The sequence below is a fragment of the Pseudomonas sp. Sample_16 genome (assembly GCF_004307665.1).
GTDB lineage: Bacteria > Pseudomonadota > Gammaproteobacteria > Pseudomonadales > Pseudomonadaceae > Aquipseudomonas.
On record NZ_RCOB01000029.1, the window covers coordinates 91,948 to 108,249 of the forward strand.

The 16,302-nt window shown below is 58.1% G+C and carries 17 protein-coding genes; 11 read left to right on the forward strand and 6 right to left on the reverse strand.

Annotation, left to right across the window (positions count from 1 at the left end; translation table 11 throughout):
• Positions 1 to 2: 2 nt before the first annotated feature.
• The 9 genes from D8U69_RS04245 to D8U69_RS04285 all read left to right on the forward strand — a co-directional run bounded on the left by D8U69_RS04245 (position 3) and on the right by D8U69_RS04285 (position 8,123).
• Positions 3 to 521 carry a hypothetical protein gene (locus tag D8U69_RS04245; RefSeq protein ID WP_130905715.1) on the forward strand — a complete coding sequence of 173 codons (519 nt, stop codon included), beginning with the start codon at positions 3 to 5 and terminating at the stop codon, positions 519 to 521.
• Positions 522 to 528: 7 nt separating this feature from the next.
• Complete coding sequence (locus tag D8U69_RS04250) at positions 529 to 975, forward strand: YetF domain-containing protein (RefSeq protein ID WP_130906748.1); 447 nt, start codon at positions 529 to 531, stop codon at positions 973 to 975.
• A 140-nt stretch (positions 976 to 1,115) separates the two neighbouring features.
• Positions 1,116 to 2,357 carry a zinc-dependent alcohol dehydrogenase gene (locus D8U69_RS04255; protein WP_130906749.1) on the forward strand — a complete coding sequence of 414 codons (1,242 nt, stop codon included), beginning with the start codon at positions 1,116 to 1,118 and terminating at the stop codon, positions 2,355 to 2,357.
• A 36-nt stretch (positions 2,358 to 2,393) separates the two neighbouring features.
• Positions 2,394 to 3,770, forward strand: a complete 1,377-nt coding sequence (locus tag D8U69_RS04260; protein ID WP_130906750.1) for a cytochrome ubiquinol oxidase subunit I — start codon at positions 2,394 to 2,396, stop codon at positions 3,768 to 3,770.
• 12 nt (positions 3,771 to 3,782) lie between these two features.
• The gene (gene cydB, locus D8U69_RS04265; protein ID WP_130905712.1) at positions 3,783 to 4,784 is read left to right on the forward strand and encodes a cytochrome d ubiquinol oxidase subunit II; all 1,002 of its coding nucleotides are present in this window, start codon (positions 3,783 to 3,785) and stop codon (positions 4,782 to 4,784) included.
• A 48-nt stretch (positions 4,785 to 4,832) separates the two neighbouring features.
• Positions 4,833 to 5,567 carry a DUF72 domain-containing protein gene (locus tag D8U69_RS04270; protein ID WP_241668542.1) on the forward strand — a complete coding sequence of 245 codons (735 nt, stop codon included), beginning with the start codon at positions 4,833 to 4,835 and terminating at the stop codon, positions 5,565 to 5,567.
• Positions 5,568 to 5,728: 161 nt separating this feature from the next.
• Positions 5,729 to 6,757, forward strand: coding sequence for an acyl-CoA dehydrogenase (locus D8U69_RS04275; RefSeq protein WP_130906751.1), 1,029 nt, complete (start codon positions 5,729 to 5,731; stop codon positions 6,755 to 6,757).
• A gap of 53 nt (positions 6,758 to 6,810) precedes the next feature.
• Entirely contained in the window at positions 6,811 to 7,527 is a 717-nt protein-coding gene (locus D8U69_RS04280; RefSeq protein ID WP_241668637.1) for a PIG-L family deacetylase, read from the forward strand.
• Positions 7,524 to 8,123: an SAM-dependent methyltransferase gene (locus tag D8U69_RS04285; RefSeq protein ID WP_130906753.1), complete on the forward strand. Its 600-nt coding sequence runs from the start codon at positions 7,524 to 7,526 to the stop codon at positions 8,121 to 8,123. The genes D8U69_RS04280 and D8U69_RS04285 overlap by 4 nt, the downstream gene beginning before the upstream one ends.
• Here the strand turns inward: D8U69_RS04285 and D8U69_RS04290 are convergent, their stop codons facing one another.
• The 6 genes from D8U69_RS04290 to D8U69_RS04315 form a co-directional block, all read right to left on the reverse strand.
• Positions 8,124 to 8,774, reverse strand: a complete 651-nt coding sequence (locus tag D8U69_RS04290) for a glycosyltransferase family A protein (protein WP_130906754.1) — start codon at positions 8,772 to 8,774, stop codon at positions 8,124 to 8,126.
• Between the two features lie 131 nt (positions 8,775 to 8,905).
• Positions 8,906 to 9,376 (reverse strand): Lrp/AsnC family transcriptional regulator, encoded by a 471-nt coding sequence (locus D8U69_RS04295; protein ID WP_056856897.1) that lies wholly within the window; start codon positions 9,374 to 9,376, stop codon positions 8,906 to 8,908.
• A gap of 20 nt (positions 9,377 to 9,396) precedes the next feature.
• On the reverse strand, positions 9,397 to 10,704 hold the full coding sequence (locus D8U69_RS04300; RefSeq protein ID WP_130906755.1) for an FAD-binding oxidoreductase: 1,308 nt from the start codon (positions 10,702 to 10,704) through the stop codon (positions 9,397 to 9,399).
• A gap of 91 nt (positions 10,705 to 10,795) precedes the next feature.
• Positions 10,796 to 11,635 carry a transporter substrate-binding domain-containing protein gene (locus tag D8U69_RS04305; RefSeq protein WP_130906756.1) on the reverse strand — a complete coding sequence of 280 codons (840 nt, stop codon included), beginning with the start codon at positions 11,633 to 11,635 and terminating at the stop codon, positions 10,796 to 10,798.
• 60 nt (positions 11,636 to 11,695) lie between these two features.
• A complete protein-coding gene (locus D8U69_RS04310) occupies positions 11,696 to 12,466 on the reverse strand; it encodes an amino acid ABC transporter ATP-binding protein (protein ID WP_130905707.1) in 771 nt (256 codons plus the stop codon).
• A gap of 15 nt (positions 12,467 to 12,481) precedes the next feature.
• Positions 12,482 to 13,447, reverse strand: a complete 966-nt coding sequence (locus D8U69_RS04315; protein ID WP_056856526.1) for an amino acid ABC transporter permease — start codon at positions 13,445 to 13,447, stop codon at positions 12,482 to 12,484.
• Between the two features lie 340 nt (positions 13,448 to 13,787).
• Between D8U69_RS04315 and D8U69_RS04320 the strand changes: the two genes are divergently transcribed.
• Both D8U69_RS04320 and D8U69_RS04325 read left to right on the forward strand, forming a co-directional pair.
• On the forward strand, positions 13,788 to 14,885 hold the full coding sequence (locus tag D8U69_RS04320; protein ID WP_056856525.1) for a carboxynorspermidine decarboxylase: 1,098 nt from the start codon (positions 13,788 to 13,790) through the stop codon (positions 14,883 to 14,885).
• A 30-nt stretch (positions 14,886 to 14,915) separates the two neighbouring features.
• Positions 14,916 to 16,151 (forward strand): saccharopine dehydrogenase family protein, encoded by a 1,236-nt coding sequence (locus D8U69_RS04325; protein WP_056856524.1) that lies wholly within the window; start codon positions 14,916 to 14,918, stop codon positions 16,149 to 16,151.
• Positions 16,152 to 16,302 lie beyond the last annotated feature (151 nt).

Genomic DNA, 16,302 nt, shown 5'->3' on the forward strand with positions numbered 1-16,302 from the left:
TGATGAACGACGATTCAGAACATCCGGATTTGAGCAGTCGTAAATATCCTGTCCGTGAGGATATGGCTTTTCAATTGAGGGTCTGGCGCTTTGAGCGCCTGGGTTGGTACTTGCTGGTTTTATTGATGCTGTTGGGCCTGGCGGGCCTGTTTTCCCGAGGGCTGCTCAGTTCCAGAGAAGCTCGCAGCGAGGATGGCAGGGTCAGTGTCGAATACGAGATGTTCCATCGCAATGGCTCCACCAACTCAATGAAAATCAGCGTCAGTGGTGCTCCGGAATCGACAATCGCGCTGGAGCTGGCGGGGGAGATGCTGCAAGGCTTCAGCATCGAAACGCTACAACCTGAGCCGACACGCACCCGCAGTTCTGATCAAGGCATTCGGCTATGGGTGCAAACCGATCCCCAGGGCCAGGCGAATCTGTTCATTACTCTGCGAGGCGATGGGCTGGGATTATTCCGCAGTCGCATCGTTGTGCCCGGCACCCATGACGTGAACCTCACCCAGTTCATTTTCCCCTAGGTGACTTATGGATTCGGTACTGCGTGCGGCCGCGATGTATTTAGCATTGTTGGTGCTGTTCAAGATCGCCGGCCGAAGGTCATTGGCCGAACTGACGACCTTCGACTTCGTGCTGTTGATGATGATTGGTGAAGCCACCCAGCAAGCGCTGCTCGGAGACGATTTTTCCCTGACCAACTCAATACTGGTGATCGTGACCCTGATCGGCATCGACGTCGGGCTCTCATTGCTCAAACAGCGATCCAGCTGGATATCACGGTTGATTGACGGCGAGCCGACAATCATCGTGGAGAACGGCAAGCTGCTGCATCGGCGACTGCGTCATGCCCGGTTGGTGGAGGCTGACGTCATGGAGGCTGCGCGTTCCAGCCAGGGCATTGAGAAACTGGAAGAAATCAAGTTCGCGATCATTGAGCGCAACGGCAAGATTTCAATCATCGCGCGAGAAAACTGATCCGCCACCTCATGTAGCCGTTTGCCTTGGGACCCCTCGTCAACCATTGATCAGCTGCAAGCAAGGAAAACGGAACCGTTGCTTGCCGCGTATTGCCCTTTATGAAAAGGAATCCCTGCATCAGCCGAGGAGAACCCGACATGCGAGCAATGACTTATCACGGCGCCCACAAGGTCAAGATCGAAACCGTTCCGGACCCGATCATTGAGCAACCTGACGACATTATTCTGCGCGTCACAGCCACGGCCATCTGCGGCTCCGATCTGCACCTGTATCGAGGCAAGATCCCCACGGTTGAACACGGCGACATTTTCGGCCATGAGTTCATGGGCATCGTTGAAGACGCCGGGCGATCGGTGACCCAAGTGCAACGCGGGGACCGCGTCGTCATCCCGTTCGTTATTGCGTGTGGCGAGTGTTTCTTTTGCCAGCAGCAACTGTACGCAGCCTGCGAAACCACCAATGACGGGCGCGGCGCCAATCTCAACAAGAAAGCCATTCCACCGGGCGCCGCGTTGTTTGGCTATAGCCGGTTGTATGGCGGGGTTCCGGGTGGCCAGGCTGAATTGGTCCGGGTGCCGAAAGCCAATACCGGCCCCTTCAAGGTGCCCGGCACACTGGCCGATGACAAGGTGCTGTTTCTGTCGGACATACTGCCAACCGCTTGGCAGGCGGTGGTCAATGCACAGATTGGCAAAGGCTCAAGCCTGGCGATTTACGGCGCCGGACCGGTGGGGTTATTGAGCGCAGCGTGCGCGCGCATGCTCGGTGCCGAACAGATTTTCGTGATCGATCACCATGACTACCGACTGGCGTATGCCGAGAAAACCTACGGTGTAATCCCTATTAATTTCGATGACGATGATGACCCGGCCGACACCTTGATTCGCCAGACTCGTGGCATGCGTGGCGTGGATGCAGTGATCGATGCCGTGGGATTCGAAGCCAAGGGCAGTACCACCGAAACCGTCCTGGCGACCTTGAAGCTCGAAGGCAGCAGCGGTAAAGCATTGCGCCAATGCATCGCCGCCGTAAGGCGCGGTGGGGTGGTGAGTGTGCCGGGTGTCTACGCGGGTTTCATCCATGGCTTTCTGTTTGGTGATGCGTTTGACAAAGGCCTGACATTCAAGATGGGCCAGACGCACGTGCAACGTTATCTGCCAGAACTGCTTGAACATATCGAACTGGGTCATTTGCGTCCCGAAGAGATCATCACTCACCGTATGTCGCTGGAGCAGGTAGCTCAGGGTTACGAGATTTTCGACAAGCGACAGGAGGATTGCCGCAAGGTCATCCTAATTCCCGGAGCACCGGTGGAACCATTGACGGCGTCGATTGAACCGGGCGTGGGTTTCGCTGACCGTGGAGTGCCGAGCCTGTAGATGATCAGTTCAATTTGCTTACGTTGAGTGACCCTCATGGAAGCGACTGAGTCGGCGCTACTGGCAGCACGTCTGCAGTTTTCGATCACCATCAGCTTCCATATCGTGCTGGCCGCACTCACCATCGGTCTGGCCAACTTTCTGATGGTGCTCGAAGGTCTTTGGTTGTGGCGTGGAAAAAAGATCTATCTGGATGTCTACCGCTACTGGTTGAAAATATTCGCACTCACCGTGGCGGTGGGTACCGCATCAGGCCTGATCCTGGAATATCAGTTCGGGCTGAACTGGTCGCGTCTTGCTACGCAGGCAGGCGACATTCTCGGGCCATTGATGTTTTACGAGGTGCTGGCGGCATTTTTTCTCGAGGCGGGTTTTCTGGGAATCATGCTCTTCGGTTTGAAGAAGGTAGGCCCCCGCGTGCATTTCTTCGCTACCTGTGCAGTGGCGTGCGGGTCGCTGATCAGTGCCTTCTGGATTCTCTCGGCCAACTCCTGGATGCAAACACCTGCCGGGTACGCCATCTCTCACGATGGCCGTTTTATTGCGCAGGATTGGTGGGCGATTATCTTCAATCCATCGTTTCCCTATCGGTTGGCGCACATGACGTTGGCGGCGATGCTTGGCACGGCGACTCTGGTGGCCGGCGCCAGTGCCTGGCAGCTGTTGAGGGAGCCCGCGAACCCGCGAGCTCGCCTTCAATATTCCATGGCGCTGTGGACGATCATCGTGCTCGCGCCCGCGCAAATCGTCGTCGGTCACTTCCACGCTGAGCACAGCCTTACCGTTCAGCCGCAGAAGGTGGCGGCAATCGAAGGTTCCTGGACGCGTCCACCTGAAGGGGCGGGCGAGCCCATGCGCTTGTTTGCAGTGCCGGATATGGCCGCAAGGCGTAATCACTGGGAACTGGCGATTCCCCGATTAGGCTCGCTGTATGTGCACTACAACTTGACGGGCACTATCGCCGCGCTGGATGAGTTTCCAGCCCAGGACATTCCGCCAGTCCCGATTGTTTTTTTCGCTTTCCGGTTCATGGTCGGGCTCGGTCTTTTGATGCTGGGGCAGGGCATGGCTTCTTGGATGCTGGCGCGACGGCAACGGCTGTTCAATACGCGCTGGATGATGCGCGGTTGTGTGTTGTTGGCGCCGGCCGGGTTTGTGGCCATGCTCAGTGGCTGGGTGGTGACGGAGGTGGGCCGCCAACCATTCACGGTCTACGGCCTGCTGCGCACGGCTGACAGTTTGTCGCCGGTGTCGCATCAACAGGTGGTGGCCTCGACGTGGTCGATATTATTGTTTTACCTGCTGATCTTCGGCATTGGGCTCTGGGTGCTCCTGCGAATCCTGCGCAAGCCTGCGCACGAGGATCAACCGGGGCCGCAACCGACGTTGGCGGATGAGATCGGTGATTCCTGAGGAAGCGCAACGATGTCGGGCATCGACTGGATAACATTGCTGGCAGCGGGAGCCTTGGCGTTCTCGGTCTTGAACTATGTGATTCTCGACGGGACCGATCTTGGTGTCGGGGTACTGCTGGGATTGACCCGTTGTGCCAGGCATCGGCGGGCCATGGTAGTGACTATCCTGCCGATCTGGGATGCCAATGAGACCTGGCTTGTGCTCGGCGGCGGTGGTCTGCTGGCGCTGTTTCCAATGGCTTACGCCATTTTGCTACCGGCGCTTTATCTGCCCTTTATCGTGATGTTCCTGGCCTTGATCCTGCGCGCGGTGGCTTTGGAGTTTCGTGACTATGCGCCTAACGACATGATCAAACGCTTTGTCGATGGCTTGCTGTTGTGTGGTTCGCTGTTGACAGGCGTGGCCCAGGGCATTGTGCTGGGTGCACTCATGCAGGGCATACCCAATCAGGATGGACAGTACGCCGGGGACGGACGGGAGTGGTTGGGTTTGTTTCCAGTGTATTGCGGTGTCGTGCTGGTGACGGGCTACACATGGCTGGGTGCCTGCTGGTTGTATTGGCGCACTGAAGATCAATTGCAGCGACGATCTCGTTTGCAGGCCCAGGTCCTGGCGATTGTTACAGTTTTGCTGCTGGCAGTGCTGGTCGCCTGGACAACGACACTGGACGCTCGATATGCGCAGCGGTTGTCACAACCTCTTGTCTGGGGACCGGCCTCGGTTCTGTTCATTGTCCTGGCAATTGCCTTCGCCCTCGGCTGGCGAAGCCGCTGGGATTGTATTCCGCTGTTTGCCGCATTAGGCGTTTTTGTCCTGGCATTCGCCTTGATGATCATCGCCATGTACCCGTTGATCGTCCCACCCAACCTGACCTTTCAAGCCGCCGCTTCCAGTCCCGCCAGCCAAAAGTTCATGCTGGTTGGCTTCGCCGTGCTGATACCGGTGACGCTCATCTACAACACTTATGGCTTCAAGGTGTTCAGCGGCAAGATTCACCCCATCCGAGATTGATGGTTGAACCGTCGAGGTTGTCATGCGGGAAGCAGCGAAGGAGATCCTTTGAACCCTCAACCGATTTACATAGGTTGCGCGGGCTGGAATGTCGGGCGCGAACATGCACCGCAATTTCCTGCGCAAGGCACCCATCTGCAACGCTACAGCGCACAGTTCAATTGCGTTGAAATCAACAGCTCGTTTTACCGACCGCACCGGCATCAGACTTACGTGCGCTGGGCTGAGTCGGTGCCGGCAGGGTTTCGCTTCAGCGTAAAGATTCCCAAGCAAATCACCCACGAACTGCGCTTGGCGAATAGTGAACCGTTGCTCGAAGAGTTCCTGGGTCAATGCTGCGGATTGGGCCAAAAGCTGGGTTGCCTGTTGGTACAGCTGCCGCCGTCACTGGCGTTTGACGAAGCAGTCGTAGAGGTGTTTTTGACGGCACTGAGAGTGCAGTACTCAGGCCCCGTGGTACTGGAACCCCGGCACCCGTCCTGGGTGGAGGCTGGCGCCTTGCTGATGGCATACCGGGTGAGTCAGGCAGCCGTTGACCCCTCAAGGATCAGCACTGACGTGTCTCCGATGGGCACACTGGACGTGCAGTATTGGCGTCTGCATGGCTCGCCGCGCATGTACTTCAGCGCCTACGAACCGAGCTATCTGAAAAGTCTTGCGCGCACTCTGCGGGCTGCCGCTGCCAAGGGCATGAGCGTTTACTGCCTGTTCGACAATACCGCCAGCGGTGCCGCGCTGGGCAATGCGTTGGAACTGAAGACGTTACTCGCATCGGCTGATTGAATCCGTTCACGCATGCCGTTAAGCAACACCTGAAGGTTCAATGAACTCCTGCCAGCCACCTGCCTCTGAACATCAAGAGCTCGTCAACGCGCATTCAGCTGCTGCATTTCGCTCTTAGCACAAGCACCTGCCTATTGAGTCATTACCTGGGAACGTCGGTCATGAACAACGCCGCACACTTCGAAAACCTGTTGGCCAGATTTGCCGCCCGGCCCGTGAACGCTGATGCGCAAAGTGCGCTGCAAAAGTTGATGCAGGAATTCATCGGTAGCGGATTCGCCTCCTTGCCTATGCCCGGCCAAGGCCGGACGCTGGAACGATGGCGGACGCTGGCGGCCGTGTCCGCCAGCGATCTGGCGCTGGCCAAGTTGTACGAAGGACATACCGATGCACTGGCGATCATGACAGAGCTTGACCCCGACGAACCCATCGCCAGCGGCATCTGGGGCACCTGGGCTGCCGAGCCGCACTTTGCCCGGGTCAACATCATGGATCGCCAGCGAGACCAAGTGTATTTGCACGGGCGTAAAGCCTGGTGTTCCGGTGCGCAAATGCTTGATTGGGCATTACTGACGACCTGGGATGAGCAGCATCGACCACAACTGGTCGCCGTGGATTTGCGGCAATCGACGATCAGCATTGAGGCCGATGCCTGGCAGGCGGTTGGCATGAGCAATACGGCCAGCGTCGATGTTGCGTTCAAGGGTGCCTTGGGCCGATGTGTCGGCATGCCCGGCCAGTATGTGGATCGACCGGGTTTCTGGCAGGGCGGGGGAGGGATCGCCGCCTGTTGGTACGGCGCGGCGTGTGCGCTTGCCGGTTACCTTCGTGAACACTGTCGCCAGCCCTGGCACGACGCACATGCCGCCGCACACCTGGGCGCTGTCGATGCGGCGCTGTGCAGTGCTTCGGCCTGCTTGAAAGATACGGCGATGTGGATCGATGCCAACCCCGGGCAATCGGCGCAACTGCCTGTCCGGCGATTACGTGCCCAGGTGGAAGTGACGGTCAGTGTGGTGCTTGAACATGTAGGGCGTGCATTGGGCGCCACACCGTTTTGTCGCAACCCGCACTTTGCCAGGCTCGCGGCCGACCTGCCGGTGTTCGTCCGACAAAGCCATGCGCATAAAGACCTCGCGGCGCTTGGTGAACTGGTCGCTGCGAAACCGGCTGATGGGTGGCTGTTGTGAGGGGTGAAGCGGCCGCTCAGGCAGAAAATCTCATTCAAGGCAGGGGAACCACCGTGGCTGAATGGCAGGCCTGTCCGTTGCTGGCTCAGGTGCAGACCATCACCCATCAACAACTGATCCCCGAGGGGCGGCGTGTGGTTGTAGTGGCTCCACACCCTGACGACGAAATCCTTGGCTGCGCAGGCATTTTGGCCGGCATGAAAGGCAGAGAGGCCGATGTGGTGATGGTTGCAGTCACCGATGGCGAAGCCAGTCACCCCGGTTCGCGGCAATGGACTGCCTCTCGATTGCGTCAACAGCGCCCGCTGGAAAGTCAGCACGCCCTCGAGCGATTGGGGCTCGACACCAAAGCATTGAACTGGCAACGATTGGGGCTGCCGGATAGCGCGGTGGCGGGGCGGGAGGCGCAGTTGGTCGAACGGCTGCTGACGCTGATTCATCCTGGCGATCGGGTGGTGACCACCTGGCAATCGGACGGACACTGCGATCATGAAGCGACCGGCAGGGCCGTGGCATTCGCAACATCACAGCGCCAAGCCTGTTTGATCGAGGTGCCGGTCTGGGCGTGGCACTGGGCACGGCCACAGGATCCGAGAATTCCCTGGGCGCGTGCTCGCAAGTTGATGCTTGATGCGCAGCTCGTGGAGAAAAAACGCCAGGCGATCTACGCCCACGTTTCTCAAGTCAGTACCGAAGGCCGGTCCTCGGCAGTCCTTGATCAAGAAACCATTGAGCGACTTTTGCAGCCCTTTGAACTGGTGTTTCTATGAGCGTTTCGCCTGATTATTTTCAGCAACTGTTCAACGGCAGTGATGACCCCTGGTCGTTCCGCACCCGCTGGTACGAAAAACGCAAACGCGAACTGATGCTGGCGAGTCTGCCGCGCCAGCGTTATCAGCGCGTTTACGAGCCCGCCTGCGCCAACGGGGAATTCAGTGCGCTGCTGGCCGAGCGCAGTGAATCGCTGCTGTGCCAGGACATCATCGACAAGGCGGTGACGCTTGCCCGTCGTCGGCTCAGTCACTTGCCCCATGTCCGGGTCGAGCAGGCACGCATTCCCGAAGACTGGCCCGACGGTACGTTTGACCTGATCGTCTTGAGTGAAGTCGGCTACTTTCTCGATACCAGGGCCTGGCGTCAGGTGATCGAGCGCACGTTGCTCAGTCTCGATGCGCAGGGCGGGGTGCTGGCGTGTCATTGGCTGCATCCGTTTGAGGGATGCTCACAGGACGGCCGAGACGTCCATGCAGCGCTTGCGCAAAATCTGCAGCTGCATCGTCTGGTGCGTCATGAGGAAGCTGATTTTTTACTGGAATACTGGAGCCGCAACCCCGCCTCGATTGATCTCGCCGAAACCTGCGAATAATTACAGGGCCAACGACTTCAGATAGTCGCCAAAGCCTTCACGACAACGACAGTTTTTCCGTGCGCTGGTGGTTACCCGGTTGCTGGCTGTCCACATGATGTTTGCACCGCTGCGCTCAAGATCTGAGACCAGTTGCACATCTTCGTGTGCGGCCAGGGCCTGGAATCCGCCAGCTCTGCGATAAGCCGCCGAGGAAACACCAAGGTTCGCCCCGTGTATATGCCGGTGGCCGTCCATGGTGTGGTAGTTGGCGTGGTAGCGTTCGCGCACTCGGCTTGGGTGTTCGGACCAGTCGCTGACCTCAACCAGGCCACACACGGCATCCGCGTTGAACCTGATCTGGTCAGCCAGCCAGGCTTTGGGCACTACCGTATCGGCATCGGTGAACGCCAGCCAGCGTGCGTCAACTCCCAGCAAGTGTTCTGCGCCGTGTGCCCGCGTTTTTCCGACATTACGGTGGGTGCAGGACAAAGTCATCACGTCATACGACCGGGCGATGTGCAGTGATGTGTCCGTGCAGTCATCCAGAACGATCAGGATCTTTACTTCTTCATCATCAAGGCCCCGATGCAACGCCGCCTCCAGCAATGACTCGATGCATTGGTTCAAGTGCCGCTCTTCATTGTGCACCGGGACAATGACTCCAATCATTTGAAGACCTCCATACGCCAGCGCTCATTATCTGGCTATTGGATGTCGACCGATGCGCATGACGTTTGGTTGCAATGAACGTATGAAGGCGTGTTGTATTAGCTGCCCGCAAGCCAGCTATCGACAGCGCTCTACACCGTCAATTTCCGGCTGAACTTGGTTTCCATCACGATATGCGAGGCGGTGTGCGCAACCCCTTTGATCATGTTGATCCGGGTGAGCTCGGCGTTGAGTTCGCTCAGGGTCGGCGTGGCGATATGAATGATGAAGTCGGACTCGCCCGACACTGCATACACGGCCTGCACCGAATCCATCTTGCGCAGTGAGGTCATGACATCGGTATAGCTCTTGTTGGTGCAGGAGGTCATGGTGAAACAGTTGATGGTCTGCTGGAGCCTGTTCTGGTCGATGCGCACGCTGTAGCCAGTGATCACGCCGGCCTTTTCCAGACGGCTGATGCGCTCCTGGACAGAAGAGCGAGAGACCTCGAGTTTGCGTGCCAACGAAGCGGTGGGCTCGCGGGCATTGGCCTGCAGCAGGCCCAGCAATTGCCGGTCCTTTTCAGTCAGGTTGAACAGTGGACCGCCGTGCTGCACATCCATGAACGTGATCTCGCTCGGATTCAATGTTTATGAGTCGCCCTGCGTTGAGAGCGTGACTCCTGGAACATATCCATTATCTTCAGGCCTGCATATACCGTCTGCGCCGCTGCCGGGCCGAGCGGGCCGCCGTTCCACTCCAGCCCATAGGCATCGAACAAGCGGTAGCGATCGGTCTCGCCGCAAATGGCTTCTGCAATGACGCGGCCGCCGATAGGGGCGGTGTTCATACCATGGCCACCAAATGATGTACATGCCCATAGCCCTTTCCCGAGCGGGCCGATGTGCGGCATTTTGTGCCTTGCATAGCCCATCAGCCCGGACCACGCTTTTTCGATCTTGATGCCGCGCAATTGCGGGTACACGTCAAGAATGTCGTCGGTCAGCAACTGCCCCAGGCGCTTTTCATCCTGCAGGTTCCGGGTGGTGATACGCCCCCCCCAGAGCAGGCGGTCACCCTCGACGATTCGATAATAGTCCGAGGCCCGGCGATTATCGCCCACGGCATCGGTGGTGCTAACCGAATCGGCCAGGCGCTCGCCCAAATGTTCGGTCAGCACCGCGTAGGTGGCGATCGGCAGAAAGGCGCGGCGCAGCTTGCCGAACTCAGGACCACCGTAACCGCCACAGCAATACACCACGTTGGCGCAATCGACGGTGCCCTTGTCGGTGACGACTCGATGTCGTCCATTGCGGCTCTCGACCCGGACCATGGGCGAGTGTTCATGAATCTTGCCGCCGTGGCCTTCGATGAGTTGAGCAAGACCCAAGCAGTAGTTCAACGGATGAAAGTGAAACCCGTGGTTATCGCGCAGAGCTTGGAAATATCGTTCGGTCTTCAACGTTTCACGCACGGCCTGGCGGTCGAGGTAGTCGAGGTGGAAGTCAAAATCCGTGGCCATTTTGTCGCGCAGACGCTTGAGGTTATCGCCATCCTCGTAACGCACCACACTCAGTTTTCCTGGTGTTGGTGCGCAGCCGGGCAGTTGGTGGCGGGCGATCATCTCGCGGACCGTGTCGACACCTTCGAGGGAAAGTTTGAACAACGCAGCGGCTGTCGATTTTCCACAGCGTCGCTCGATGGATGACAAGCCTTCGGACCAGCCCTGAAGGACGAAGCCGCCGTTACGCCCCGATGCCCCCCAGGCAACACGACCGGCCTCGATCAGCACGACGGACTGCCCCCGCGATATCAGTTCCCAGGCAGTACTCAGCCCCGCCAGACCTGCGCCGATGATGCAGACATCGGCCTGGACGTTGGCCGACAGCGCCGCGCGCTGAGTCGTAGCGTTCATGGTGGCGGTGTAGTAGTTGTTGTTATAGGTGTGCATGGGGTCGGTTGTCCTTTTTCGCGGCGCAGACATGCAGCGCGCCGCGTCGAGGACGGGCGCCTGCAGTACTTCGGCTTGTTGCCTGTGGAATTTATTGCACTTTGGTGAGATCGGCGCCGTACCATTTTTCAGACAGTTGCTTGAGCGTGCCATCGGCTTTCATGTCTGCAACGGTCTTGGTCAGTACGCTGTTGAATGCTTCATCGCCTTTATCCACGGCGATGGCCAACGGTTCGTAGTAAGCGGGTTTGCCTTCCACTCTGACGATGGGATAGCCATTTTTGACGGCAGCGACAACGGTAGGAAGCGCGGACAGGGTGGCGTTGATTCTGACCCCGTTGCCCATGCGCAGGTCATCGAGTGGACCCATGCTGTCGCCATAGGTTTTCACCTCGCCGGCGGTGACATCGTAGGTGAAGGCCGGCACATCGGCGGCGTCGATCTTGAGCCGATGATTGATGTAGTCCTCCGAAGTCGTGCCGGCTTCGACGCCGATAACCTTATCGTTCAAATCCGCCGCTTTCGTTCCGGCCGCATCCTTGTGCACTGCGAATACATAGGGCGTGTAGTAATAGATTGCGGGGAAGTCGAGGACTCGGGAACGCTCGGTGGTGGGCGTCATCGAACCGACCGACAAGTCCCAGCGATTCGACCAGCGACCTGCGGTGATGATCCCGTATTCGGGGGTCACGAAATCGATCTTGCTTCCCAGCCGTCGACCGATTTCAGTGGCGACATCGATATCGAAACCTTGCAGTTTATTGTCCGGTCCCAGGAACGACTGCGGTGGCCAGTTTGCCGCGGTGGCCACTTTGATCACCTTGGTTTCATGGATGCGATCGAGGGTCGAGCCTGCCCAGGCGGCGCCTGCGCTGAGCGTAACGGCGGTAGTGACAGCGGCGGCGGTGAACAAGCGTGTAATCGAGATCATGTAAGCCTCCAGGTAGCTTGAGTGCGTTTCTTGTTGTTTTTGTCGGTACGACGATGCTTCTCAGTGGCTGAGAATCTGTGAGAGAAATTCCCGGGTGCGTTCGTGCTGCGGGTTCTCAAAAAACTCGGTGGGTTTGGCTTGCTCGAGGATGCAGCCCTGATCCATGAAGATGACTCGGTCGGCAACCCGTCGGGCAAAGCCCATTTCGTGGGTGACGCACACCATCGTGATGCCGTCGTGGGCCAGTTCACCCATCACATCCAGCACTTCCTTGACCATTTCCGGGTCCAGCGCGGAGGTGGGTTCGTCGAACAACATGATGCGTGGTCGCATGCAAAGGGCGCGGGCGATGGCAACGCGTTGCTGCTGACCGCCCGAGAGTTGGCCGGGGTATTTGTCCGCCTGGTTGCCGATCCGCACCCGATCAAGGTATTCGCAAGCCAGTTCGCGCGCCTCGGACTGACTGAGTTTGCTCACCAGACGCGGTCCGAGCATGAGGTTCTCCAGCACCGTCATGTGCGGGAACAGATTGAATTGCTGGAAGACCATGCCGACCTGGCGCCGGATGTTCGCCACACAGGCGGCATTGCGGGTCAACTCGACGCCGTCGATGAACACCTGGCCTTTCTGGAAGTCTTCGAGCAGGTTCAGGCAGCGAATCAATGTCGACTTGCCGGAACCAGACGGTCCGCACACGACCACGATCTCGCCGCTGGCAATGTGCAGGTCGATGCCCTTGAGCACATGAAAATCGCCATACCATTTATGCATCTCGTGAATCGATACAGCGGGATATGGGGCAATGACGGCGGAAGCTGACGGCTGATTCATCCTGATGCTCCTGATTCAGCGGTGGGCGCGATTGAAGTGCTTTTCCAGGCGGGCCTGGACGGTTTCCAGCACGATCGAAAGCAGCCAGTAGAGCACTGCTGCGGTGATGAGCATTTCCAGGTGACGGAACTCGGCGCGGCCCTGGGTTCGTGCCAGGAACATCAGCTCCCAGACGCCGATCACCGAGACCAGCGAACTGTCCTTGAGCATCGAGATGAACTGGTTGCCGGTCGGCGGGATGATCAGGCGCATGGACTGCGGGAGAATCACCCGGGTCATCGTTTGAAACGGGTTCAGGCCAATCGCCCGGGAGGCTTCCCACTGTCCCCGCGAGATACTGCTGATACCCGCGCGGAAGATCTCCGTCATATAGGCGCCATAGCACAGCGAGAGCGCCAGAATCCCTGCCGGGACGGCACCCACCACATAACCAAGCTGTGGAATGCCCAGATAAATGAGATAGATCTGGATCAGCAGCGGAACGCCGCGGAAAAACGAGGTGTAGAAACTCGCGATGGCGATGGCGAAGCCGTTGGAAGACAAGCGGGCTGTAGCGCCCAACAATGCCAGGACAAAAGCAATGGCAATGGAAATCGCCGACACGTAGACCGTGGTGAATACCCCTTGGGTAATCATGAAGCCCACTTTGGTGGCGATGAAACTGTAGGAAAGATTGAAGGTATCGAAGAATAAAAGGAACAGCACCAGCAGTTCGCACCAGACCGTAATGATCTGCGCCCGCAACGGAAACCGGCCAAGGATGAACAGATTCAGTACAACGGTGAGGGTGAAGGTGCCGCCCACCGCGATGTCTCGCGCCAGAGGTGCTTGCAAGTCGAGGACGATCGGCCCCATCAAATTGGACAGCCGGCTTTCACCGACGCCGCAGACCAGCGTGATAATGAAGATGACCGCTGCGACTGCGCCCATGAATAGCGCGCTGTCAGTCATGCGGGCCTTGACGATATGGTCCTTGTACATGGCTTACGTACCTCAGGGTGAGTCCCTTTATTGTTGTAAGCCAATTATGGGTGTGCGAAATGCCGGGCGGGACCCTGCAAAATGCTGGAGTTATCGGTATTTACTGGCATATCAGCGGGTGTCACCCCTACATCTGACGGAAACCAACGACAGTTACAGCGGGCCAGGGACCAGGCCGGTCAACACCAGGGGACTGTCAATTTCAGCGGCGAGAGTGCGCCATGAACCTCGTTCACCGAATGACCGTTAAAGGCAGCTTTTGCTCACTGCTCTTTCGATATGCGGCCAGTGAAGGCACAATGCGCATCCTTTTTTGGCTGGCCTTGCCGGAGGCCTCGAAATGATCAAGACACCGTACTACCTCATCGATAAACAAAAGCTTCTGCTCAACATGCAGAAGATTGCCTACGTGCGCGAGCATTCCGGGGCCAAAGCCTTGCTGGCACTCAAGTGTTTTGCCACCTGGTCGGTGTTCGACCTGATGCAGCAATACATGGACGGCACCACGTCTTCGTCGCTGTACGAGCTCAAGCTCGGTCGCGACAAGTTCGTCGGTGAAACCCACGCCTACAGCGTGGCCTGGGCCGATGATGAGATCGAGGAGATGCTCGATAACTGCGACAAGATCATCTTCAACTCGATCAGCCAGCTGCAGCGCTTTGCCGAACGCTCGCAAGGCAAGACCCGCGGCCTGCGGGTCAACCCGCAAGTGAGCAGCTCCGATTACCTGCTGGCCGATCCCGCGCGTCCGTTCAGCCGACTGGGCGAGTGGGACCCGGTGAAGATCGAAGGCGTGATCGAGCAGATCTCCGGCTTCATGTTCCACAACAACTGCGAGAACGGCGACTTCGGCCTGTTCGACCAGATGCTCGGCACTATCGAAGAGCGCTTCGGTCCGCTGTTGCACAAGGTCAGCTGGGTCAGCCTGGGTGGTGGCATTCATTTCACCGGCGAAGGCTATGCGCTGGATGCATTCTGCGCGCGGCTCAAGGCCTTTTCGCAAAAGTACGGCGTGCAGGTCTACCTGGAGCCGGGCGAAGCGGCGATCACCAACAGTGCTTCGCTGGAAGTGACCGTGCTCGACACCCTGTACAACGGCAAGCACCTGGCGGTGGTGGACAGTTCCATCGAAGCTCACCTGCTCGACCTGCTGATCTATCGCCTCAACGCCAAACTGGCACCGAGCGAGGGTGATCACACCTACATGGTGTGCGGCAAGTCCTGCCTGGCCGGCGACATCTTTGGCGAGTACCAGTTCGAGCGTCCGCTGGCCATCGGCGATCGACTGTCGTTCATCGATACCGCGGGTTACACCATGGTCAAGAAAAACTGGTTCAACGGCCTGAAAATGCCGTCCATCGTAGTGAAACAACTCGACGGTACAGTCGAAGTGGTTCGCGAATTTGGTTATGAAGACTACCTGTCCAGCCTTTCGTAAAGCGGACAATTTGAAGGAGAGCTCAAGCAATTGAAAAAGAACGTTCTTATCATTGGTGCAGGAGGTGTCGCCAAGGTGGTGGCCCACAAGTGCGCGCAGCACAACGATGAACTCGGTCGTATTGCTATCGCGTCGCGCAACATCTCCAAATGCCAGGCCATCATCGAAAGCGTCAAGGCCAAGGGCAGTCTCAAAGTGCCCGCCGAAATCCAGGCCTTCGCGCTGAACGCCATGGATGTGGAAGCGACCAAGACGCTGATCCGCGAAACCGGATCACAGATTGTCATCAACGTCGGTTCTTCCTTCCTCAACATGTCGGTGCTGCGTGCCTGCATCGATACCGGCGTGGCTTACCTCGACACCGCCATTCACGAAGAACCGGGCAAAATCTGCGAGACGCCGCCGTGGTATGGCAACTACGAGTGGAACCACCTCGAAGAATGCCAAGAGAAGAACATCACCGCCATTCTCGGCGTGGGGTTCGACCCGGGTGTGGTCAACGCCTATGCAGCGCTGGCGCAACAACAGTATTTCGACCGCATTGATTCGATCGACATCCTCGACGTCAATGCCGGCTCCCATGGCAAATATTTCGCCACCAATTTCGATCCGGAAATCAATTTCCGCGAATTTACCGGGCAGGTGTGGAGCTGGCAGAACAGCCAGTGGACCAGCAACACCATGTTCGAAGTCAAGCGCACCGACGACCTGCCGGTCGTAGGGTCGCAGAACCTGTACCTGACCGGTCACGATGAAGTGCACTCTCTGTCGAAGAACCTCGACGTGCCGAACGTGCGTTTCTGGATGAGCTTCGGCGAGCACTACATCAACGTGTTCACCGTCCTCAGGAACCTCGGCCTGCTGTCCGAGCAACCGGTCAAGACCGCCGAAGGCCTGGAAGTCGTGCCGCTGAAAGTGGTCAAGGCCGTGCTGCCTGACCCGAGTTCGCTGGCGCCGGGCTACACCGGCAAGACCTGCATCGGTGACCTGGTCAAGGGCACCAAGGATGGCCAGCCGCGCGAAGTGTTCATCTACAACGTCGCCGACCACGAGGAAGCCTTCGCAGAAACCGACAGCCAAGGCATTTCCTACACCGCTGGCGTGCCGCCTGTCGCTGCAGCCCTGTTGGTCGCCCGCGGCGAGTGGGACGTGCAGCGCATGGCCAACGTCGAAGAGCTGCCGGCTGAGCCGTTCCTCAAGGCGCTGGATGTAATGGGCTTGCCGACCCGCATCAAGGACGAAAAGGGTGACCGTCCCTGGAACTGAAACGCCAGAGACTCCCTGAACACAGGTGAGTCTGGTCTTTGGTTCCCTACAAAAAACGCCGCTCTTTGAGCGGCGTTTTTGTGTGTGGCAATCCCATGCTCAGGTTCACTGCCCGACGCCTGATAGCAGGAGGCTGCTAAATGACCTACGC